The organism is Nonomuraea sp. NPDC049750 (assembly GCF_040659625.1).
Lineage (GTDB): Bacteria > Actinomycetota > Actinomycetes > Streptosporangiales > Streptosporangiaceae > Nonomuraea.
The window spans coordinates 160,099-181,394 of the sequence record NZ_JBFANB010000022.1 but is presented as its reverse complement, the minus strand read 5'-3'; the positions used below and the strand labels follow the sequence as shown (position 1 = coordinate 181,394).

General features: G+C 69.9%; 19 protein-coding genes and 1 pseudogene. 11 read left to right on the top strand and 9 right to left on the bottom strand.

The window, feature by feature from the left end; all coding sequences use genetic code 11:
- The first annotated feature begins 10 nt into the window (after positions 1 to 10).
- The gene (locus tag AB0J16_RS41350) at positions 11 to 1,114 is read left to right on the top strand and encodes an alpha/beta hydrolase (RefSeq protein ID WP_358550366.1); all 1,104 of its coding nucleotides are present in this window, start codon (positions 11 to 13) and stop codon (positions 1,112 to 1,114) included.
- 45 nt (positions 1,115 to 1,159) lie between these two features.
- Here AB0J16_RS41350 and AB0J16_RS41345 read toward each other — a convergent pair whose 3' ends face one another.
- The 4 genes from AB0J16_RS41345 to AB0J16_RS41330 all read right to left on the bottom strand — a co-directional run bounded on the left by AB0J16_RS41345 (position 1,160) and on the right by AB0J16_RS41330 (position 5,722).
- The gene (locus AB0J16_RS41345) at positions 1,160 to 1,486 is read right to left on the bottom strand and encodes an EthD domain-containing protein (protein WP_358550364.1); all 327 of its coding nucleotides are present in this window, start codon (positions 1,484 to 1,486) and stop codon (positions 1,160 to 1,162) included.
- Positions 1,487 to 1,535: 49 nt separating this feature from the next.
- Positions 1,536 to 3,272, bottom strand: coding sequence for an ATP-binding cassette domain-containing protein (locus tag AB0J16_RS41340; RefSeq protein WP_358550362.1), 1,737 nt, complete (start codon positions 3,270 to 3,272; stop codon positions 1,536 to 1,538).
- Entirely contained in the window at positions 3,265 to 4,890 is a 1,626-nt protein-coding gene (locus AB0J16_RS41335) for an ABC-F family ATP-binding cassette domain-containing protein (protein ID WP_358550360.1), read from the bottom strand. Before AB0J16_RS41335 ends, AB0J16_RS41340 begins: the two co-directional genes overlap by 8 nt.
- A 280-nt stretch (positions 4,891 to 5,170) precedes the next feature.
- On the bottom strand, positions 5,171 to 5,722 hold the full coding sequence (locus AB0J16_RS41330; RefSeq protein WP_358550358.1) for a TetR family transcriptional regulator: 552 nt from the start codon (positions 5,720 to 5,722) through the stop codon (positions 5,171 to 5,173).
- Positions 5,723 to 5,839: 117 nt separating this feature from the next.
- Here AB0J16_RS41330 and AB0J16_RS41325 point away from each other — a divergent pair, with 117 nt between their 5' ends.
- Positions 5,840 to 6,718 (top strand): oxidoreductase, encoded by an 879-nt coding sequence (locus AB0J16_RS41325; protein ID WP_358550356.1) that lies wholly within the window; start codon positions 5,840 to 5,842, stop codon positions 6,716 to 6,718.
- A gap of 18 nt (positions 6,719 to 6,736) precedes the next feature.
- On the opposite strand, the gene AB0J16_RS41320 is transcribed toward AB0J16_RS41325, so the two are convergent.
- Positions 6,737 to 7,072, bottom strand: a complete 336-nt coding sequence (locus tag AB0J16_RS41320) for a helix-turn-helix domain-containing protein (RefSeq protein WP_358550354.1) — start codon at positions 7,070 to 7,072, stop codon at positions 6,737 to 6,739.
- A 222-nt stretch (positions 7,073 to 7,294) separates the two neighbouring features.
- On the opposite strand from AB0J16_RS41320, the gene AB0J16_RS41315 reads away from it, so the two are divergent.
- From AB0J16_RS41315 to AB0J16_RS41305, 3 genes are all read left to right on the top strand, one after another.
- A complete protein-coding gene (locus tag AB0J16_RS41315; protein WP_358550352.1) occupies positions 7,295 to 7,654 on the top strand; it encodes an STAS domain-containing protein in 360 nt (119 codons plus the stop codon).
- A gap of 76 nt (positions 7,655 to 7,730) precedes the next feature.
- Positions 7,731 to 8,477 (top strand): methyltransferase domain-containing protein, encoded by a 747-nt coding sequence (locus tag AB0J16_RS41310; RefSeq protein WP_358550350.1) that lies wholly within the window; start codon positions 7,731 to 7,733, stop codon positions 8,475 to 8,477.
- Between the two features lie 106 nt (positions 8,478 to 8,583).
- Complete coding sequence (locus tag AB0J16_RS41305; RefSeq protein WP_358550348.1) at positions 8,584 to 9,624, top strand: hypothetical protein; 1,041 nt, start codon at positions 8,584 to 8,586, stop codon at positions 9,622 to 9,624.
- A gap of 11 nt (positions 9,625 to 9,635) precedes the next feature.
- On the opposite strand, the gene AB0J16_RS41300 is transcribed toward AB0J16_RS41305, so the two are convergent.
- Positions 9,636 to 9,983 (bottom strand): luciferase family protein, encoded by a 348-nt coding sequence (locus tag AB0J16_RS41300; protein ID WP_358550346.1) that lies wholly within the window; start codon positions 9,981 to 9,983, stop codon positions 9,636 to 9,638.
- Positions 9,984 to 10,144: 161 nt separating this feature from the next.
- Here AB0J16_RS41300 and AB0J16_RS41295 point away from each other — a divergent pair, with 161 nt between their 5' ends.
- From AB0J16_RS41295 to AB0J16_RS41285, 3 genes are read left to right on the top strand one after another with little or no spacing between them, the layout of a single operon-like run.
- Positions 10,145 to 10,702, top strand: a complete 558-nt coding sequence (locus AB0J16_RS41295) for an RNA polymerase sigma factor (RefSeq protein ID WP_358550344.1) — start codon at positions 10,145 to 10,147, stop codon at positions 10,700 to 10,702.
- Complete coding sequence (locus AB0J16_RS41290; RefSeq protein WP_358550342.1) at positions 10,699 to 11,403, top strand: hypothetical protein; 705 nt, start codon at positions 10,699 to 10,701, stop codon at positions 11,401 to 11,403. The genes AB0J16_RS41295 and AB0J16_RS41290 overlap by 4 nt, the downstream gene beginning before the upstream one ends.
- Positions 11,404 to 11,440: 37 nt before the next feature.
- Positions 11,441 to 12,184 carry a class I SAM-dependent methyltransferase gene (locus AB0J16_RS41285; RefSeq protein WP_358550341.1) on the top strand — a complete coding sequence of 248 codons (744 nt, stop codon included), beginning with the start codon at positions 11,441 to 11,443 and terminating at the stop codon, positions 12,182 to 12,184.
- A gap of 625 nt (positions 12,185 to 12,809) precedes the next feature.
- Here AB0J16_RS41285 and AB0J16_RS41280 read toward each other — a convergent pair.
- Positions 12,810 to 14,744, bottom strand: coding sequence for a glycosyl hydrolase family 18 protein (locus tag AB0J16_RS41280; protein WP_358550339.1), 1,935 nt, complete (start codon positions 14,742 to 14,744; stop codon positions 12,810 to 12,812).
- A 231-nt stretch (positions 14,745 to 14,975) separates the two neighbouring features.
- Here AB0J16_RS41280 and AB0J16_RS41275 point away from each other — a divergent pair, with 231 nt between their 5' ends.
- Entirely contained in the window at positions 14,976 to 15,449 is a 474-nt protein-coding gene (locus AB0J16_RS41275) for a hypothetical protein (protein ID WP_358550390.1), read from the top strand.
- A gap of 263 nt (positions 15,450 to 15,712) precedes the next feature.
- On the opposite strand, the pseudogene AB0J16_RS41270 reads toward AB0J16_RS41275, so the two are convergent.
- A pseudogene (locus AB0J16_RS41270) lies at positions 15,713 to 16,000 on the bottom strand (sigma factor); the annotation flags it as partial.
- A gap of 52 nt (positions 16,001 to 16,052) precedes the next feature.
- Complete coding sequence (locus AB0J16_RS41265) at positions 16,053 to 18,203, bottom strand: glycoside hydrolase N-terminal domain-containing protein (RefSeq protein WP_358550337.1); 2,151 nt, start codon at positions 18,201 to 18,203, stop codon at positions 16,053 to 16,055.
- 92 nt (positions 18,204 to 18,295) lie between these two features.
- On the opposite strand from AB0J16_RS41265, the gene boxC reads away from it, so the two are divergent.
- Together boxC and boxB are read left to right on the top strand one after the other, a co-directional pair.
- Positions 18,296 to 19,891, top strand: coding sequence for a 2,3-epoxybenzoyl-CoA dihydrolase (boxC, locus tag AB0J16_RS41260; protein WP_358550335.1), 1,596 nt, complete (start codon positions 18,296 to 18,298; stop codon positions 19,889 to 19,891).
- Between the two features lies 1 nt (position 19,892).
- Positions 19,893 to 21,293 carry a benzoyl-CoA 2,3-epoxidase subunit BoxB gene (boxB, locus tag AB0J16_RS41255; RefSeq protein ID WP_358550333.1) on the top strand — a complete coding sequence of 467 codons (1,401 nt, stop codon included), beginning with the start codon at positions 19,893 to 19,895 and terminating at the stop codon, positions 21,291 to 21,293.
- Positions 21,294 to 21,296 lie beyond the last annotated feature (3 nt).

The following is a 21,296-nucleotide window of genomic DNA, read 5'->3' as shown; positions in this document are numbered from 1 at the left end:
GGACCCTGCGATGTTCTTAAGTGAGTTCGTTCGCGCCCCGCGTCTGGGCGCCGGTCTGTGCGCGCTCGCCCTTCTGGTGAGCGGGTGCGGGAGCGGGTCGGCCACCCGGATAACCGCCTCCCCCGCGGCCGCCACTTCCCGTACGGCCCCCGCCTGGGTCGAGGAGGAGGTGAGCTTCCGGGTGGACGGGATGACCGTTTACGGCACCTGGCGCCATCCGGCCCGTCCGGGCGCGAAGGTCCCGGCGGCTCTGATCATCGCGGGCAGTGGTCCCACCGACCGCGACGGCAACAGCACCGGGCTCAGCGGGATGGACACGAACAAGACGCTAGCCGGACTGCTGTCCGCCGACGGCATGGCGAGCCTGCGCTACGACAAGCTCGGAAGTGGCAAGACCGGCCTCGGACCGTACGCGTCCAAGATCGCCGACATCGGCATCGCCCCGTTCGAGCACGAGGCCACGGCGGCGCTGAACTTCCTGGCCGGGCGGCCCGGGACCGACAAGCGGCGGCTCACGGTCATCGGGCACAGCGAGGGCGCTCTGTTCGCCCTCCTGCTCGCCACGAAATCGAGATCGAAGACGCACGTCCACAGCCTCGGCCTGCTCGAACCGCTGAGCCGCCGATACCTCGACATCCTCAGCGGTCAGATCACCACCCAGATCAAGGCCCAGCAGGAGGCGGGAACGATCACCGTCGCCCAGGCGGCCGAGGTCGAGGACGCCCTGGCCAGGGCTGTCGCGTCGCTGCGCGCCAACGGAACGGTCGCGGCGAACCTGCCCGGCGGATTGTCGAACGTGTTCTCCCCGGCGAACGCGAAGTTCCTGTCGGAGATCGACCGCGAGGACCCGGCCAAAGTGGCGGCCCGGCTCAAGGCGCGCACCCCGGTGCTGCTGAGTTGCAGCGATGCGGACATCCAGGTGAGCTGCGACGACGTCGAGCACCTGGCCGCCGGGCTGGCGAAGGCCCCCGCCGCCACCGAATTCGTCCGCCTGACCGGGATCAACCACGTACTCAAGGAGGACCCCAGCCGGACCGCGGCCCACTACACAGAACCCCTGCCGTTCTCGTCCCAGCTCAAGCAGGCGCTCGCCGCGTTCGTCCGGGCTTCCTGATGGACCGTGTCGTCCTTCAGAGGTCTGGAGGTCGATAGGAGCCCATCAGGGCCGTTCCTCGACGGTCCATGATCGGGTCCGGGAGCGGTCGAGGAAACGAGCCTCGTCCTCGGCGACGCCCGAGTCCGCAGCGAGCACGAGGGTGAGCCAGGTGCGACGGGCGGACTCGTCGGCGAACTTCATGTGTGTCATCACATCGAAGTCAGCGGGGAAGCCGCGTTGGTCGGCCTCCGGCAGGTAGTTGCGAACGTAGTAGTCGGGTGGCGGGGCGAGGCTGAGAATGAGGGGGACGTGATGGTTCTCGTAGTAGTCGATGAACTCGTTTCGGCTGAGCCCGTCACGGGCCTTGAGCAGGGCGATGGTGGTGATCACGAGGTTAGGTCCTTCGGTGGTCTGTGGCTCGTTACCCGAGGCTGCCCGTTCATGGCAGCCGAATGTGGTGCCCCTGCCAGCGGGCGCGCAGCCAGCGATCGTGGCTGGCGATCACGATCGCGCCGGGGCCGTCGGCGCCCAGGGCCTCTTCCAGCTCGTCGGAGAGGCGGGGTGAAAGGTGGTTGGTGGGCTCGTCGAGCAGGAGTACGTCGGGTGGGTCGGCCACCAGCAGCGCCAGCGCGAGCCGGCGGCGCTGGCCGACGGACAGCTCCCTCACTCGCAGGTTCGCGTCGCGGGGGCTGAGCAGGCCGAGCGAACGCAACGGCACGGATTCGGCGCGCTCCTGACCGAGTGCCCATTCGTACGTCTCCCGTACCGTCCTGTCCGGCCGCTCGAAGACGGTGTCCTGGGCCAGTAGCGCGACGGTCAGGCCGGGCCGCCGCCGTACCTTGCCCTCCGCGTCCAGCCGGCCGGCCAGCACGGCCAGGAGCGTCGACTTGCCCACTCCGTTGGCCCCCGTGACCAGTAGGCGTTCCCCGAGCGACACGTCGAGGTGGTCGATCGAGAGCCGTCCCGGCACCCGCACATCCCGCAGTGACAGCAGTGGCGGTGGTGGCGGTAGTGGCGGCGAGGCGTTGTCGTGGGGATCGCGGGATTCGGCGAAATTCGTGGCGACGTAAGCGGCCTCCGCAGCGCGGGCGGACTCCGCGGCTCCCACGGCGTGAGCCGCCCCCTCGGCCTCTGCCACCTTCGCGGCGTCCGTGACCAGGGTGCGGGGGCTGAAGCGGAGTGGGGGCGGTGGGGCGGGGACCTGGTCGCGCTCCAGCTGGGCGAGTCGGCGGGCGGCATTGCGCACCCGCCGCGCGATCTGGTGCTGCACCCGGCCCCCGGAGTGCCCGTACCCCATCTTGTCGTTGTCGCGCATCGGCCGGTCGTGCGCCACCCGCCGTGCTGTCACGGCGACGGCCGCGCGCAGCTCGCCGAGTTCCGCCTGCTCCTCCGCGTGCCGGCGCTCCCAGCGCGCTCGTTCCGCGCGCTTCTCGGCCAGGTACGCGCTGTACCCGCCCCCGTACCGAACGGGTCCGTCCACCGCCGGGTCGAGATCGACCAGATCGGTGCAGACCGCGTCCAGGAACGCCCGGTCGTGGCTGGCCACGACCACGACGCCGGTCATGCCGCGCAGCTGCTCCTCCACGAACACCGCCGCGTCGTCGTCCAGGTGGTTGGTGGGCTCGTCGAGCAGCAGCGCCGCGGGGCGTCTGATGAGCAGCGCCGCCAGGGCCAGCCGCGCGCGCTGCCCTCCTGACAGGGACGTGAGCGTACGGGAGTGCGGCACACCGCCGAGGCCGAGCCGGTCGAGGACGATCTCGGCGCGCCGGTCGGCGTCCCAGGACTCGCGCTCCTGAGTCTGCTCCAGCCGTTCCCCGTACTCGCCGAGCAGGGCGGCGTCGTCCGGAGCGGCGGCGAGCACGCGGGCGAGCCGATCCAGCTCGGCCAGGTCCGCGCGCGCCTCGCGCAGGGCGTCGTCGAGCGCGTCGGCGATGGTGGCCCGGCCGTCGAAGGGCAGCTCCTGGAGCAGGAAGCCGAGGTCTGCGGGGCGTACGACGGCGCCGGAGTCGGGCCGGTCGACCCCGGCCAGCAACCGCAGGAACGTCGTCTTGCCCGCGCCGTTCTCGCCGATCAGGCCGATCCTGGCGCCGGGCGCGGCGGTGAGCGAGACGCCGGCGAGCACGCGCCGCGTGCCCAGCGTCCGTACGAGATCGCGGGCGAGCAGCGCGTCACTCACCGGCGGGACCCCCGGTCTCCAGGAGACGGCCGTCCGACAGCTCCAGCCACCGTTGTACGCCGATCTCGGTGAGGAAACGTTCGTCGTGGCTGACCACCACGAACGCTCCCTGGTACGCGATGAGCGCGCCCTCCAGCTGCGCCACGCTGACCAGGTCGAGGTTGTTCGTCGGCTCGTCGAGCAGCAGGAGCTGAGGCGCGGGCTCGGCGTACAACACGCAGGCCAGGGTGGCCCGCAGCCGTTCGCCGCCGGACAGCGCCGCCACCGGCAGGTGCGCCCGCGCGCCGCGGAACAGGAAGCGGGCCAGCAGGTTCATCCGCTCCGCCGCCGCCATGCCGGGGGCGAAGGCGGCCAGGTTCTCCGCCACGGTGCGCTCGACGTCGAGCAGGTCGAGTCGCTGCGACAAGTAGGCGACCCGCCCATCCGCCCGCCTGGTCGTGCCGCCGTCCGGCTCCAGCTCGCCGCTGATCAGGCGCAGCAGGGTGGACTTGCCCGCACCGTTGGGACCGCTCAGCGCGATGCGCTCGGGGCCGCGTACGGTCAGGTCGACGCCCGGCTCGGCGAACAGGCCGCGAGTCCGCAGGTGTTCGCCGAGGAAGACCGTGCGGCCGGCGGGTACGTTCGTCCCCGGCAGCTCCAGCGCGATCCTCTGGTCGTCGCGCAGCGCCCACCCGGCCTCGTCGAGCCGGGCCTGGGCGTCGCTGACCCGGGAGGCGTGCATCTGACCCGCCCGGCCGGCCGACTCCTGGGCGCCGCGTTTCATGTTCCCGGCGAAGATGCGCGGCAGCCCGGCGTTCTTGAGGTTGCGGGCGGCGTTGCCCGCCCGGCGCTCGGCCCGCTCGCGAGCCTGCTGCATCTCCCGCTTCTCGCGCTTGAGGTCCTGCTCGGCGCTGCGCACGTTCCGTTCGGCGGCTTCCCGCTCGGCGCGTACGGCCTCCTCGTACGCGGTGAAGTCGCCGCCGTAGAAGCGGACCTCGCCCCGGTCGAGCTCGGCGATGCGGTCCATGCGGTCGAGCAGGGCCCGGTCGTGGCTGACCACGAGCAGGCAGCCGGTCCACTCGCCGAGTACGTCGTACAGCCTGCGGCGCGCGCCGAGGTCGAGGTTGTTCGTCGGCTCGTCGAGCAGGAGCACTTCGGGACTTCTGAGCAGCTGCGCGGTCAGGCCGAGCGAAACGACCTGGCCACCGCTGAGCGTGCCCAGGCGCCGGTCGAAGCCGATGTCCGCGAGGCCGAGCCGGTCGAGCTGGGCACGGGTGCGCTCCTCGATGTCCCAGTCGTTGCCGATCGTGGTGAAGTGCTCCTCGCTCGGGTCGCCCGACTCGATGGCGTCAAGCGCGGCGATCACCGGGGCGATGCCGAGCACCTCCGCCACGGTCGGCTCACCGACGAGGGGCAGGTTCTGCGGCAGGTAGCCGAGCACCCCCTCGACGGCGACGCCGCCGCCCGAGGGCCGCAGCTCGCCGGCGATCAGCTTGAGCAGCGTGCTCTTGCCCGCGCCGTTCGGGGCGACGAGGCCGGTACGGCCGCCGCCCACGGTGAAGGACAGGTCGTTGAAGACGGGGGTGTCGTCAGGCCAGGAGAAGGACAGGCCGGAACAGATGATGAACGCATCGGACATGCGACAGACCTCGATAAGAGACCCGGGCGCGCGCGAATGGGGCCCGGCAAGGGAACAGGTTTGGGGGTACGACGACGAGGGCCACGTCGGCGGCGGTCATGCGCGCCTGCCGGGGCCGGTCAACCTCCGGTATCACCCGGAGATGTCGTCGTCACCTGCCATGTCTGGTCTCCTAAGGTCTGAACACGAGCGTCTATCACCGTAGCAGCCGTCGGGGTCAGGGCGCGTCGGCCGTCTGCGACTTCTTCTTGCGCGCCCGGTAAGCAGCCGCCGCGCCGGATCAGTGGGCCTGGGGGGTGCCGACGCCGCGCAGCAGGGTGTCGACCACGACGTCGGCGGCCTGTGCGGCGCTCAGCTCGGGCAGGTTCGCGGCGGCGTGTTCCATCAGCGGCGGCAGGACCGTGGCCACCCAGCCGCGCGGCAGGTCGGAGCGCAGCAGGCCCTCGTCGGTGGCGCGCCGCAGGAAGGCGTCGACCTCGTCGATCAGACTGCGGCGGCGCTCACGGATCGCCACCTCGCGGAGCATGAGGCTCGTTTCCACGGGCCATTTGCGGTTGACGGCGATGATGCCCTCGACGTAGCGATGCAGCGCGACCGCGACCGGGGCCTCGCGCAGTCTGGCAGCCTCGATGGCCTGCTCGACCGCGTCGTAGCGGGCTCCGTAGACGGCGGCCATGAGGTCTTCGCGGGAGGCGAAGCGGCGATAGACGGTGCGGCGGTCCACCCCCGCCTCGGCAGCGATGGCGGCGATGGTCGCTGAGGGGTCGTCTGCGAGCATGCGGGCGCCCGTGCTCAGCACGCGTTCCAGGTTGCGTGTCGCGTCTGCTCTCACCTGCCCAACATACCCCCCTCGCGTAGCACATGGCATAGCTTTACGTCACATTTATGCGGAGATTAAGTCAGTAAGTGCTACATTGATGTGACAGCTAATCGATCAAAGGAACCACCCATGGCCAAGACATGGCTCATCACTGGCGCCTCACGCGGTCTCGGACGCCGCCTCACCGAAGCCGTCCTCGAAGCGGGCGACCAGGTCATCGCCACCGCACGCAGCCCCAAGCAACTCGACGACCTGGTGGCCCGCCACGGCGACCGGGTACGAGCGATCGCACTCGACGTCACCGACGCCGCCGCGGCCTCCCGAGCGGTCAAGGAGGCCACCGACGCCTTCGGCAGCCTCGACGTGGTCGTCAACAACGCCGGCTACGGCAACAGCGCACCGATCGAAGAGATGGCCGAAGACGACTTCCGCGCCCAGATCGAGACCAACCTCTTCGGCGTCGTGAACGTCACCCGGGCCGCCCTGCCCGTCCTGCGCACCCAAGGATCAGGAGTCTTCGTCCAGTTCTCCTCCGTCGGAGGACGTGTCGGCGGCACCCCCGGAATGGGCGCCTATCAGACCGCGAAGTTCGCCGTCGAAGGCTTCTCCGAAGTCCTCGCCAACGAAGTCGCGCCCTTCGGCATCAAGGTCATCATCGTCGAGCCAGGCGCGTTCCGCACCGACTGGCAGGGCTCCTCCATGGAGATCCACCCCGTCGGCCCCGACTACGAGCAGACCGTGGGGGCCATCCACCGCTTTCGACGCGACACCGACGGCACCCAGCCCGGCGACCCCGCCCGCGCCGCCAAGATCATTATCGACGTGGTCCGGGACGACGACCCACCTCGACGGCTCCTCCTCGGCAGCGACGCCGTCGCCTCCGTCCAGAAGGCCGCCGAGATCCGCGCCGCCGAAACCGAGAAATGGGCCGATGTCAGCCGCTCGGCCGACTACCCCGCCAACGTCAGCCGCTCAGCCGACTACCCTGCCGACGCCGACGAACGCTAGCCACCAGAAACCCGTGCGTCACTCGTGTGGTTGTGGAGTGGTGGGGCGGTCGAGCAGGTCGTGCTGGGTGAACGTGTCGATCAGCAGCCGGATCGGCAGACCGGCCTCGGTCGGGTAGCGGAAGTGCTCGTCGAGGTTGAGGCTGTAGTGGTTGCGGCGGCCGACTCGGTCGCGGGAAAGGTAGCCGGCCTGGTGCAGGTCGGTCACGATGCCTTGCACGGCGCGTTCGGTGATGCCGATGCCGGCGGCGATGTCGCGCATCCGCGCCTGTGGGTCGCGGGCGATCTCCAGCAGGACGCGGGCGTGGTGGGTCAGGAACGTCCAAGTGGACGAACGGTCGTCGGATGCGCTCACGGTCTTCACCTTCTCCGCCCCCGGCGGTTAACAGCGGCTGCGGGGCGGACTGTACCCTCTCTTCCCAGAAGATCCTATGGGGAAAAGTCTTTCCGGTATCGGTCTTCGGGATTACAGTGCGGATGCAAGGAAGGAATCGCGCCCGTACTCGGCCAGCCCTGAGAGGACGTCATGACTGTCGCGCCGCCGTCGGCGGCCTGCTGAGCAGGCCGTAGAACCGCCATGCCCCCTTTGAGCCTGGACAGCCAGCGCCTGATCAGCGGCGTGCTGATCACCGTGACCGGCGAGGTGGACACCACCAACGCCGCCCAATTGGAGACCTACCTCAGCGGGCAGCTCCGGCCCGGCGAGCCGCTGCTGCTCGACCTGGACGGGCTGACCTTCCTCGACAGCATGGGCCTGCACCTGCTGATACGCCTTAACGCGGCCCTGAGCGAACAGGGTGCCGCACTCCATCTGGCGGCCGTACGCGGCGCACCCGCCCGCATCCTTGAAATCACCGGCCTGTCATCGGCCCTGAACATCCACACCACCGCGGAGCAGGCCATCACCAGCATCCTGGCCGAGCAGGCCCAGCCGTAGGAGCCGGTCCAGCACTCATCCGCTGCTCATGCTGGTACTTGACTTCATGTCGACATTAAGTCGCATGCTTGCCCGCATGTCTTCCGAACAACAGGAATCACTCATCCGGCTGCTGGATGTCGCCGACGCCCTGCCGGACGCTGTCAGGTTGCGCGCAGGGTCGTACGAACTGCTCGATCTTCCGTACGGATCGGCCGTGGTGGATGTCGGGTGCGGCGCCGGGCGGGCGGTCGGTGAGCTGGCCGAGCGTGGCGTACGGGCCATCGGCGTGGACGTCAGCGAGCAGATGCTCACGGCGGCCCGCGACAGGTGGCCGGGCGCCGACTTCAGGCTGGGCGACGCCTGCGATCTGCCCGTCGCCGACGGGGGTGTGGCGGGGTACCGGGCCGAGAAGGTCTTCCACGAGCTCGCCGACCCGGGCAAGGCGCTGGCGGAGGCGCGGCGGGTCCTGTCCCCCGGCGGGCGGATCGTGCTGATCGGGCAGGACTGGGACACCTTCGTCATCGACTCCGACGACCCAGCGCTCACGCGGACCATCGTCCACGCGCGCGCCGACCAGGTGACCAACCCCCGGGCCGCGCGTTCCTACCGCAACCTGCTGCTCGACGCCGGGTTCGAGGACGTCGCGTTGGAGGTGCGCACGGGCGTCTTCACCGACGCGATGCTGCTGCCCATGCTCACCGGGCTCGCGGGGGCCGCCCGTACGGCCGGAGCCATCACTCCCGCGCAGGAGGCGTCCTGGGTGGCCGAGCAGACGGCGCGCGCTCAGGCGGGGCGGATGTTCCTGGCGCTGCCGCTCTTCGTCGCCTCGGCGAAGCGGTAGCCTCGGGCCGGTTCTGCTGCGCCGCTTCGTTCGCCTGGGGGACGGTCTATGTTCACAAATAAGCCCAGACCACCCCATAAATTCCGATTCCATGGCATTTAACGACATGTCCGCTAGCAGCCTGTCCCGGCGGGCTCTGCTCACCGGCGCGCTGTCCGGGGTCGGGCTCACCGTGCTCGGCGGTACGGCCGCCCGGGCGGCGACGGCTCGGCCGACGGGGCCCCGGGTACTGATCGCCACGAACGAGCCGTGGGGCACCTATCACGCGGCTCCGCTGCTGCCCGAGGCGCGGCGTCTGGGGTGGGAGGTGGTGCAGCTGGTGCCCGACCGATCAGGGATCAAGCCGGGCGATCCGGTCCCGGTCGCGACACCTGACGAGATCCCGCAGGCCGACCTGCTCGTGGTGACCGGCGCCGGGGATTGGCCCGCCGACTGCGCCGCGCGGCTGCGCCCCCTGCCACTGGTCGCCAGTTCGCTGGCCTACCAACTGCCGGTGGAGGCGCCGCGGGCCAAGGAGTTCCGCGAGCGGCTGCGGGCGATCACCGCGTCGTCGCCCGCCGAGGCGAAGGTGTACGACGACTACCTGGGCGTGCGCCGCCCGATCACGGTCGTGGGTACACCGCAGACCGACGACCTGCCCAAACACCACCCGGAGGAGGGCACCGTACTGGTGCTCACCAGCGTGACCAAGTCCAGCGGCACCGGCGGCTCGGCCCCCGGCACCGAGCTGCTGCTCGCCGCGGCGGAACGCCTCGCGGCGGCCGGCAAGCACATCCTGGTCGGGCTGCACCCGCGCGAGGACCGCTCGCTGTGGGAACGGTACGAGATCAGCTCGGTCCCCTCGGTCCAGGCGGCGGCGCGGGCCGAGGCCGCCATCGGCATACCGGGGACCGTGTTTCCGGTGGTCGCCGCGGTGGGTGTTCCGCTGGTGGGCTGTACGGATCCGCGCCTGCAGATCCCCGATTACCTGCTGAGCGTCTGTACGCACACGATCACCAACGCGGACGACGCGGTGACCGCCGTGGAGACTGCCGAGCCGGTCTCGTCGAAGGTGCTCTATGAGGCGGTCGGGCCGGTGGGTGGCTCGGCCAGGCGGCTGTTCAAGGTGTGGCGGAAGGCCGGTCTCCGGGTCCACGCGGCAGCCTGACGCCGACTGGTTTATGAGGCGTGTGCCTTGATCGCCACGCTGGTCAGGGCGAGCAGCAGTTCGAGGTCGGGTTCGGCGTCTACCTCCACGGCCACCCAGGCGCGATCGGCGCAGGGGTGCACCTGGCCGCAGACACGCAGGTGCGGTTCGAGCCGGTCGATCGCCGCCGCCGTCAGACGCAGGTGCACCTCGTCCCGGCCGGACGGGCGCAGGATCTCGGTGCCCCGCACCGCGAAGGCCACGCCGCGCCGGGTATCGCTGACCGCCAGAGCCGGCCAGGAGCGCAGCTCGGCCATCGCCCGGGCCACATAGGGCCCGTGACGCAGACTCGCCCGTCGCCAGACGGAGATCCCTGCCACAACCTCAATGCTGCTCTACTGCACACCGCATCGCCATGCCGCGTTCTTCAACCGTTATCTGTTATTCAGCCGCAAGGGGTCCCCGGGCACAGGTGGAAACACTTGCGGAGGTGCCGGACACCTAGTGAGGTGTTCCGGCATTCTTCGGTAAGGAGACACCCGTGCAGGATCAACGCGTGCCACCCGACACGCGAGATCGTTTCGAGGCGCTCTATCTCGCCTGTTATCCGGCCGTACATCGCTATGCGATCCGTCGTACCGATTCGGTGGACGACGTCGCCGATGTGATCGCGGAGACCTTCCTCGCCGCGTGGCGGCGGCTGGATGACGTACCCGAGGGCGATGCCGCCGTGCTCTGGCTGTACGGCGCGGCCCGGCGGGTCCTGGCCAATCACCGGCGCGGCGAGTCGCGCCGCACCGCGCTCGCGTCGCGGCTCCGTGGCGAACTGGCCGTCGGACAGGGGCAGACGGCCGCCGACCCACGGACCGAGGCCGTACGCACCGCTTTCGCCGCCCTGAACGCGGCCGACCGGGACGTGCTCGCCCTGGCTTGCTGGGAGGAGCTGACCGGCCCGCAGATCGCCAAGGTGCTGGGCTGCAGCAGCACCGCCGCCCGGCTCCGGCTGCATAAGGCCCGCAAACGACTGGCTCGGCTGCTCGACACGACCACGACGGATGAGGTCACCGTGATGACCGCGCTGAGGGGAGAAACCCGATGAACAAGATCGACCGCATGGTGTCCGCCATCGATCCGGCCGCCGAGTACGCCAAGCCCTCCATGGGCCAGGGCGTCCAGGACCTCCTCGCGGAGATCGTGGCGACCTCGCCCGCCCGCCGTCGGCCCTCCTGGCAGCCGTTGCGTCGTCCCGTGCTGGCGGGGTTGGCCGTCGCGGGCATCGCCGCGGCCGCGCTGGTGGCCGTGCCGTTGGTCTCAGGGGCGCCGAGTGCGGCGTACGCGGTGGTGAAGAACGCCGACGGCACCGTTCAGGTGACGGTCAAGGAGTTCCGGGACCCCGACGGGCTGGAGGCCAAGCTCAAGAGCGCGGGGATCGTGGCCGACGTGACATTCACGGAAGCGGACAAGCAGTGCGCCCGTGGGCGTTTCGTCGGCGCGGACCTGGCCTACGACCCGCCGAGCACCAAGAACATGACCGAGCAGCAGCGCAAGGAGTTCGACAAGCCGGACAACTGGCGCTCCCGAGACGTCGCCGCGCCGATCAACAAGGACACCTTCGTGATCTCCCCACGTTTCATGCGCCCGGAGGAGACGCTCGTCCTGGAGTTCCGACCGGGTAACTACGCCGGAATGGACTGGGCGTTCCTCCCCTATCTGGCCAAGGCCGGCAGCCCGGTCGCGCCCTGTCAGCTCGTGAAGGCGGACTCCGTTGAGGAGCTCGCCAAGAAGATGGCCGGAAACTGAGTACAGCCGGCCACGCTCTGCGGCATACCGTGGCCTGATGGCTGACGATATGTTCGAAAAGGAGCGGCTGGCCGCGATCTATGACGCGCTCGAACCCGACCGTGGTGATCTGGACGCGTATGTGGCCATCGCCGATGACCTCGGTGCCCGTACCCTGCTGGACGTGGGGTGCGGGACGGGGACATTCGCGCTGCTCCTGGCCGGTCGCGGCGTCGACGTCATAGGCGTCGACCCGGCCCGCGCGTCGCTCGACGTCGCGCGGGCCAAGCCGAACGGCGACCGGGTGCGCTGGCTCCATGGTGACGCGACGACGCTTCCCCCGATGCAGGTCGATCTGGCCACCATGACGGGAAATGTCGCCCAAGCGATCATGGACCCGCGCGATTGGGAGGGGACGTTACGTGGGGTCTACGACGCGTTGCGGCCCGGTGGACATCTCGTGTTCGAGACCCGGGATCCGGCGAAACGCGCCTGGGAGGGGTGGGATCGCGCGGCGACGCACAAGGTCACCGAGATTCAGGGCGTCGGCGCGGTGGAGAGCTGGTGCGACGTGCTCGACGTCAGCGGGCCGCTGGTGACCTTCCGCGGGACGCACGTCTTCGGCTCGGACGGGCAGGTGCTGACCTCGCACTCGACGCTGCGCTTCCGCGAGCGTGACGAGGTCGAGGCGGCGCTGGTCGCCCATGGATACACCGTGGCGGAAGTGCGTGGTGCGCCCGACCGGCCCGGCCTGGAGTTCGTGTTCTTCGCCCGGCGGCCCCCGGTGGTCAGTGTTCTTTGAACAGGGTCCTGCACAGCCGTTCCCTGAGTCCCTGCAGCCGGACGCAAGCCGAGCGGTGCTCGACCCTCACATGATGGCGGGTCTTCGCGGTCTTGACGCGATGTTTCCGCTCGACAGCACGATGGGCAGCCTTCCGAACGGTCCGATGAGCGACCCGATGAGCAGCCGGACGGGCAACTGGGCGGGCAGCTGGAGGGGCAGCGGGCTTCGGCGCCGCGTTGACCTGTTCAGGCGCTGACGGCGCGGCCTCACCGGTCGTGACCGACATGGCCGCCACCCGTGGCCGCAGCGACGACTGCCGCTCCTGTACGGTCCGGCCCACCGAGTATCCGAGCCCGCTGCCGAAGCCCATGGCGCCGGCGAGCGCCAGCGCCATGCACGCCGACCCCCACCGCCGCCGTGGCGGGGTCGGTGTCCTGCGAATGAACGCTGACGGCGGAAGCATGTCCATCATCATCACCCCCGGGGATCATGAGCTGACAGTTAGTGGACGATTACGAACTGTTATGATCTCAAGATTTCCACCCAGATCCCGGGTCAACCCTCCATCGGGGTAGGAAAGGCGAAAGGGCTGGCTCCGCGACGCGGAACCGGCCCAGACGAGGCCCTCAGGAGGTGCGGATGGTCACCCCAGGCCGCTCTTCATGGCAGTGATCAGCTCACCGCCGGTGGTGTCGCCGCTGAGCTCCCAGAAGAACGCGCCGCCCAGGCCCTGGCTCTTCGAGTAGCTCATCTTGCCGCCGATGGTGCTCGGCGTGTCATAGCTCCACCACTGGCCCCCGCAGTAGGCGTACGCGGTGCCGGCGACGGTACCGGTGGCCGGGCAGCGGGTCTTGAGCACCTTGTAGTCCTCGATGCCCTGTTCGTACGTACCGGGCGCCGGCCCTGTCGCCGTGCCGCCGGGGGCGGACTGCGTGACCCCGCTCCAGCCGCGGCCGTAGAACCCGATGCCGAGCAGCAGCTTGCTCGACGGCACGCCCTTGCTCTTGAGCTTCTGGATGGCGTTGTCGGAGTAGAAGCCCGGTGTCGGGATGCCCGCGTACGAGGTGAGCGGCGAGTGCGGGGCCGTGGGGCCCTGCGCCGCGAAGGCGCCGAAGAAGTCGTACGTCATGACGTTGTACCAGTCGACGTACTGAGCGGCGCCACCGTAGTCGGCCGCGTCGATCTTGCCACCGCTGGTGCCGTCGGCGGTGATGGCCGCGGTGACGAGGTTGCCGGACCCGAAGCGGGAGCGCAGGGCCGACATGACGTTCTTGAACGCCGCCGAGCCACTGCTGTCGCAGCTGAGGCCGCAGGCGTTCGGGTACTCCCAGTCGATGTCGATGCCGTCGAACACGTCCGCCCAGCGCGGGTCCTCGACCAGGTTGTAGCAGGAGTTGGCGAAGGCGGTCGGGTTCTGCGCGGCCTGGCCGAAGCCGCCGGACCAGGTCCAGCCGCCGAAGGAGAACAGCACCTTCAGGTTCGGGTACTTCTTCTTGAGCTTGCGCAGCTGGTTGAAGCTGCCGCGCAGCGCGCCCGCGTCCCAGGTGTCGGCGACGCCGTCCACGCTCTCGCCCGCCTGGTAGAAACGGTCGTAGTCGGCGTAGCTGTCGCCGATGGCGCACTGCCCGTTCGTCACGTTGCCGAAGGCGTAGTTGATGTGGGTCAGCTTGGCGGCCGAGCCGCTGGTGTCGATGTTCTTGACGTGGTAGCCGCGCTGGTAGACGCCCCACTGGACGAAGTAGCCGAGCACCTTGTTACCGCCGCCGGTGCATCCGGTGGTCGCGCCGGTGACCTGGGCGCTGGCCGCGGACTCGCCCACCGAGTTGTACGCCTTGACCGTGTACGTGTGCGACGTACAGGCGCCCAGCGACCCGATGGTGGCCGACGTACCGGTCACGGTCGCCTTGACCGTGCTCCCCTCGTACACGCGGTAACCGGTGACAGTGCCGGAAGAGGCACCCCATGACAGGGCGATCGAGCTGGCGGTCGTGCCGGTGACACTGGGCGTGCCGGGCTGGCCGGGCGCGCCGGTGCCGCCCGAGGTGGTGGCGGTGACGGAGTTGCCGGCGGCCGAGACGTTCCCGGCGGCGTCACGGGCGCGGACCGTGTAGGTGTAGCTGGTGGCGGCCGCGAGCCCGCTGTCGGTGTAGGAGGTGCCGGTGACCGTGGTCACCCGCGTCGAGCCGCGATAGACGTCGTAGCCGGTGACGCCGACGTTGTCGGTGGCGGCGTCCCAGGCCAGGGAGACGCTGCTGGAGGTGGTGCCCGTCGAACGCAGGTTGCCGGGCACGGACGGCGCGGTGGTGTCGGTGCCGCCGCCGGTGACCGGTTTCCACAGGGCGGGTACGTTCGGCGGCTCCCAGCCGGGCTGGGAGGTATGGCTCTGGACGCACTCGTAGTCGACGCCGTTGTAGGTGACGCGGGTCCCTGCCGTGTACGCGGTCCACGGGGCCCAGGCGGCGGCGAAGGCGACCGAGCTGGCGCCGTACGCGCCGGTAGGTGCGGCGACCGTCGCGGTCAGCGGCAGGAGTAGCGCCGCCAGGACCGCGAGGCCCTTCTTCAGGATCGTGTGTCTCATGGTGGTCCGACCTCCGGCGGTTTTGGGGGTGGGTGGGAGGCCCGACAGGAAACTTATAGGAAAGTTTCCTGTCAATTATGAGACGACGCTAGCCGCCGCCTGCGAGATCGTCAATACGGGCGGTCAATTTTTGTCATACACGGAATTAACACCCGGCCCGGCAGTCTTCATCGTGACCGGCCGGTCGTCACAGCTCACAACCCTCAGAGAACCGTCAGAGAAGAGAGTCACATGAGACGCGCACTCGGTGCCGCCATCATCGCCGTGGCGGCCTTCGGCACCACCGCTGCCGTGTCCGCCCCCGCATTCGCCTCGGACGACCCGTCGCAGCCCCAGCTGATCACCAGCGACCAGGTCGCGCCCATCCTGGAGTGCTCCGAGCCCGACGTCATGTTCGAGGGCAAGGAGGGCAAGAGGATCAGCCTCAAGGACGGCCGGTTCGAGGACGAGGACGGCAAGCTCATCAAGGGTAAGAAAGTGCGCGTCTACTCGGAGCGACTCGGCCCCGAGGACGACGCCTGCGGGTCGGACGAGAAGATGAAGTGCGTGGTCAAGCACCGCGAAGGCGGTCGCGTCAACGTCCGGTTCCGCGATGAGAAGGGCGTTCTGCACAAGCGCGCCTTCAAGAGCAAGAAGGGCGCGGAGTTCTTCACGAAGAAGGACAAGCACGTCATCAAGTGGGTCGGCTGCACCGTCGTGCGCTGATGCCTGGCGAGGACTCGCCCTGACGGGCGAGTCCTCGTGGCCCTACTTGCCGTCCGGGACGGCGGGCTGCTCGGGCGGGGTCGCCTGCGCGGGTAGGGCGAGCGCTCCCGGTCCCCGTCAGAGAGCGCCTGCAGCTCCGCTGTGAGCCGCGCCTGCTCGTTCGCGGCGTCGAGGCGGCTGACCACGCGTTCCTCGTGACCGTGGTCCGTGCCCGCGGGAGCGGCCGCGCTGCGGCGCAGCGCCGCCAGCTTCCTGGTCTCGGTACGGCGATGGATCGCGATCAGGTTGCCAGCGATGCCGTACAACCAGGGACGCACCTCCCCGCGTTCGCGATCGAACGTGGTGCGCTTCCTGAACGCGGTGAGAAACACCTCGGCGGCGAGGTCGTCGGCGGCCTCCTGGCCGAGCCGCCTGCCCAGGTAGGCGTGGATCTCCCCGATATAGCGGTCGTAGAGCTCCCCGAACCGCTCGGGTTTTCGGTACGACGCCTCCACCAGGTCCGCGTCGCTGATCGCCCCCGAGGGATCAACGAGCGGGAGCCGAGCCGTCATGTTGGCAGTCACACCTGTACTCAACCGATGGGGCGATCTGCTTTCACGGCCCTCAGCCGTCGATGGCCACCAGGTGCGGTTCGCCCGCGACCAGCTCGACCTCCTCCCGGTGCCCGGAGGCGCGGTGGATCAGGGTGATCCGCTGGTCCTCGGGCGAGCGCAGCACCGCCCGCACGCTCCCCTCCCCCCAGGTCAGCTCCTCGACGACGACCCGCCCCCGGCAGGCGACGCCGCGGATCGTCCCCTTCGGCAGCAGCTCGGGTACGGCGGGCAGCAGCTCCACGACCCCCGGCCGGGAGTCCACCAGCAGCTCGATGACCAGCCCGTGCAGGGTGTGCGCGGCGTCGGCGTTGTAGATCTCCCGGCCCGGGTTGTGCGAGGTCATGAGCGATCGGAACAGCATGTCCGTGCCCAGGATCTTCATCAGGTTGGCCTGGGCCAGCCCCGCGTCCTTCAGCCGGGCCGCCGCCAGTGCCCGGTGCAGGCTGCCGTGGGCCGACAGGTTCTCGTCGCCGCGCAGCTCCAGGGCGCGGTGCGCGGCCGCGGTCAGCTCCGGCTCGTCGTCAGGGTTGATCTCGTGCAGCGGCCACACCGGATACAGGTGGCTGACGTGCCGGTGATCCTCGTGCGGGGCCGCGTCCCACGCCCACTCCGTGAGCGCGCCCCGCTCGTCGATCCGGTACGACGGCAGCCGCTCGGCCAGCGGTGATCCGGCCAGGCCCAGGGCGTGCCGGGCCGCCGCGATGTCCATGGTCGCGTTGACGCTCGCGTACGAGGAGCCCTCGGGACCCACCTCGGGCGAGAACGACGGCACGATCACGAAATCGGACCCGGCCAGGAACCCCTCCCAGAACGCCGCCGCCTCCGCCAGCCAGCCGGGCAGCTCGTCGGGCAGGTCACCGGTGACCTGGTGGTGCTCGTGGAGCGGGTACAGCAGCCAGTCGGCCCCGGCCAGCCACATCGTCCACGGCCAGTCCTCGTCGAAGTGGAACAGGTAACCGCTCTCCCCGTCGGTACGGCTCGGCGCGAGGATGCCGTCCACGCCGTAGATCTCGCGGGCGTTGACCCGCCAGTGGTCGATCTGGTCGCGGATCAGGGCGGCATACCCGGTCATGAGCTCGGGCATCGCGCCGATGTTCGCCCCGGCCAGCTGCAGGTTGAGGTTGGCGTCGGTGGTGAAGTCGCCCGACCAGGCCGCTCCCCACGCACCGAGCCAGAGACCGGTGAGCCGGGGCGGCAGCACGCCCGAGGAGCTGAGCAGCAGGTAGCGGCCCGAGTGGAACAACCGCTCGACCAGCGCGGGACCAGGCTCAGCGATCAACTCGCCCACCGGCGGATCCCCGGCCACACCCAGATCGAGGGTGACCCGCTCGTAGATGGGCCGATGGATGGCGACATGCCGCGCCAGCAACTCGTCGTACCGATGCCCGGCCAAGGTTGTGAGAGCGGCCTCCAGCCGGTCGGTGCCCCAGCCGGGCTCCTCGTACCGGTCCAGCTTCGTCAGCAGCAGCGTCTCGCCCCGCGTCACCACCGCGTCGCCGGACACGGAGACGTCGGCGGCCAGGACGAGCGTCAGCCCCTCGAACCCGGCGGCGCCCAGCCCGGCCGGATAGGCGCCGCGAGCACTCAGGAAGACGTGCCCATCCTTCTCGTAAGCAGTGGTCCGGTAGACGACGTCGTCGGGCTTGCCGGGCAGGTCGCCCGTCAGACGCAGCCTCAGCTCGCCGGTCAGCCGCTGGACCACGACGGAGTCGGCGCGGGAGACGAACGCGTGGTGTGCGCGCCCACCCGACGTGCCTACAACCTCCCCGGTCGCGAAGCCCGAGGTGACCGCGATCTCTCCGGTCGCGAAGTCGGTGACCCGCCGGTAGGGCCCGGCGGCGAACGCGCCCTCGACGACCAGCTCGTACCCCGGATGGAACGCCTGCGTCCAGGCCAGGTCCCGCCCGTCTGCCGCCACCCGCTGCGCCTCGGCGGCCCGCCCGGACAGGATCAGCTCGCGGATCTCCCCCAGCCGGTCGGCGATCGCGGGCGGGCGCAGGTCGCGGCTGCCGTTGGGCAGGACGAAGCGGTGATGGTCGAACACCACGCGCTGGGCGTGCGGCTCGCCGTAGACCATGATCCCGTACTCGCCGTTGCCGGAAAGGAACGCGTCCTCCCAGTTCAGCGCGGGCTCGGTGTCATGAATGCGGTGCGCGGGCATCGGACCTCCGACGAGGGGAAGCGCTTTCCCAGCCACTCTATTAAATGCTACACATGCTTGACGCAACGAAAAAAGGATGTCGAAATAGGGACGTGTCCGAGACAGCGCCCGAGGTGTCCTTCGACACCCACCCCGACCGCTACCGCCACCTCCGCGTCGAGTACGACGGCGAGATCGCCCGCATCGTCCTCCAGGTGGATGAGAACGGCGGCCTGGTCCCCGGCTACGAGCTCAAGCTCAACTCCTACGACCTGGGCGTGGACATCGAGCTGTACGACGCCGTCCAGCGCCTGCGCTTCGAGCACCCCGAGGTCCGCGCCGTGATCATCACCGGCGGCCTGGAGAAGGTGTTCTGCGCGGGCGCCAACATCCGGATGCTGGCCGGATCGACGCACTCCTGGAAGGTGAACTTCTGCAAGTTCACCAACGAGACCCGCAACGGCATCGAGGACGCGACCGCGAACTCCGGCCAGACCTACCTCGCGGCGATCAACGGCACGGCGGCCGGCGGCGGCTTCGAGCTGGCGCTGGCCTGCGACCGGATCATCCTGCTGGACGACGGCTCCACGGCCGTGTCGCTGCCGGAGGTGCCACTGCTCGCCGTACTGCCCGGCACCGGGGGCCTGACCCGGCTGGTCGACAAGCGCGGTGTACGCAAGGACCTGGCGGATGTGTTCGCCACGCGCAGCGAGGGCGTGCGCGGCTCGCGCGCGGTGGAGTGGGGCCTGGTCGACGAGGCGGTGCCGCGCAGCAGGTTCGAGGAGACGGTACGGCTGCGCGCCGCCGAGGCCGCCGCCCGCTCCACCCGCCCGCGCGACGCCAAGGGGATCGTGCTGACCCCGCTGGAGCGCGAGGTGAGCGCGGAGGCGATCCGCTACCCGAACGTCACCGCGGCCCTCGACCGGGCGAACGGGCTGGTCACCATCACGGTGTACGGCCCTCGACAGGACATCGAGTCCTGGCCGCTGGCGCTCACCCGCGAGCTGGACGACCTGATCCTGCGGCTGCGCACCAACGAGCTGGAGCTGGGCACCTGGGTGATCAAGACCGAGGGCGACGCCCGCCGCGTACTCGAAGCCTGGCAGGGCGACGGCTGGCCGGCCGACGAGATCCGGCACTACTTCAAGCGCACGCTCAAGCGCCTGGACGTGACGAGCCGCAGCCTGATCGCGCTGATCGAGCCGGGCAGCTGCTTCGCCGGGCCGCTGCTGGAGCTGGCGCTGGCCTGCGACCGCCAGTACATGTTCGACGAGGAAGGCACGGCGATCACCCTCACCGAGGCGAACTTCGGCGCGTTCCCCATGGGCAACGGCCTGTCCCGGCTGGCCGCCCGCTTCCTCGGCGACCCCGGCCACCTCGCCAAGCTGCGGCAGGAGATCGGCCGCGAGATCGACGCCGCCGAAGCGGAGGAGCAGGGCCTGGTCACCTTCGCGCTCGACGACATCGACTGGGCGGACGAGGTACGCATCGCGCTGGAGGAGCGGGCGGCCCTGAGCCCGGACGCGTTGACCGCGATGGAGGCCAACCACCGCTTCGCCGGCCCCGAGACGCTGGAGACGAAGATCTTCGCCCGGCTCACCGCCTGGCAGAACTGGGTGTTCAACCGCCCCAACGCCGCCGGTCCCGAGGGCGCGCTGCGCCGCTACGGCACCGGGCAGCGGCCCGCCTTCGACCGGAAGCGAGTGTGAGATGTCCATCGACTACGGCGAGCGCATCCCGAACAACGTCAACCTGGCCGAGGACCGGCGGCTGCAACGGGCGCTGGAGTCGTGGCAGCCCGGCTTCCTGCGCTGGTGGGGCGAGATGGGACCGGCGCTGCCGACCCAGGATGTCTACCTGCGTACGGCGGTGGCGGTGGGCCGGGAGGGCTGGGCCCACTTCGGGCATGTGGCGCTGCCCGAATACCGGTGGGGCATCTTCCTGGCCGAGCGCGACCCCGACCGGCGCATCGCCTTCGGCCAGCACCGGGGACAGCCGGTCTGGCAGCAGGTGCCCGGCGAGTTCCGCGCCGAGCTGCAGCGGCTCATCGTGGTGCAGGGCGACACCGAGCCGGCCAGCGTGGAGCAGCAGCGCCGCCTCGGGCTGACCGCGCCCAGCCTGTACGACCTGCGCAACCTGTTCCAGGTCAACGTCGAGGAGGGCCGGCACCTGTGGGCCATGGTCTACCTGCTGCACGCCTACTTCGGCCGGGCCGGTCGTGACGAGGCCGACGCGCTGCTGCTGCGCAACTCCGGCAGCGAGGACTCCCCGCGCATCCTGGGCGCCTTCAACGAGGAGACGCCGGACTGGCTGTCGTTCTTCATGTTCACCTACTTCACCGACCGCGACGGCAAGTACCAGCTGGGCACGCTGAAGGAGAGCGCCTTCGATCCGCTCAGCCGTACGTGTGAGTTCATGCTGAAGGAGGAGGCCCACCACATGTTCGTCGGCACCACCGGCGTGGACCGGGTGGTGGAGCGCACCGCGACGCTGATGCGCGAGCACGACACCGACGACATCCAGAAATATGGTGGCATCCCGCTTGATGTCATCCAGAAGTACATCAACTTCCACTACAGCGTCAGCCTGGACCTGTTCGGCGGCGAGACCTCCACGAACGTGGCCAACTACTACACGGCCGGGCTCAAGGGCCGCTGGCAGGAGGAACGCCGCAAGGACGACCACCAGCTCACCGAGGCGGCCACCACCGTCCAGCAGGTCGTGGACGGCCGCCTGGCCGACGTGCGCCTGCCCGCGCTGACCGCGCTCAACGCCGACCTGCGCGCGGAGTACATCGCCGACTGCGCCACCGGCCTGACCCGGTGGAACCGCATCCTGGACGGCGTCGCCACCCTGTACCTGCCGCATGTGGGCTTCAACCGCCAGGTCGGCGCGTTCGCCGGTCACCACCTCACCCCGGACGGCCGCCTCGTCGACCGGGCGGCCTGGGAGCGCGACCGGGACCGCTGGCTGCCCACTCCCGCCGACAAGGCGTACGTCCACAGCCTGATGCGGCCGGTCTACGAACCCGGCAAGATCGCCGCCTGGTTGGCCCCGCCGCGCAACGGCATCAACGGCCGGCCGCTCGACTACGAGTACGTCCACCTCTGAGGG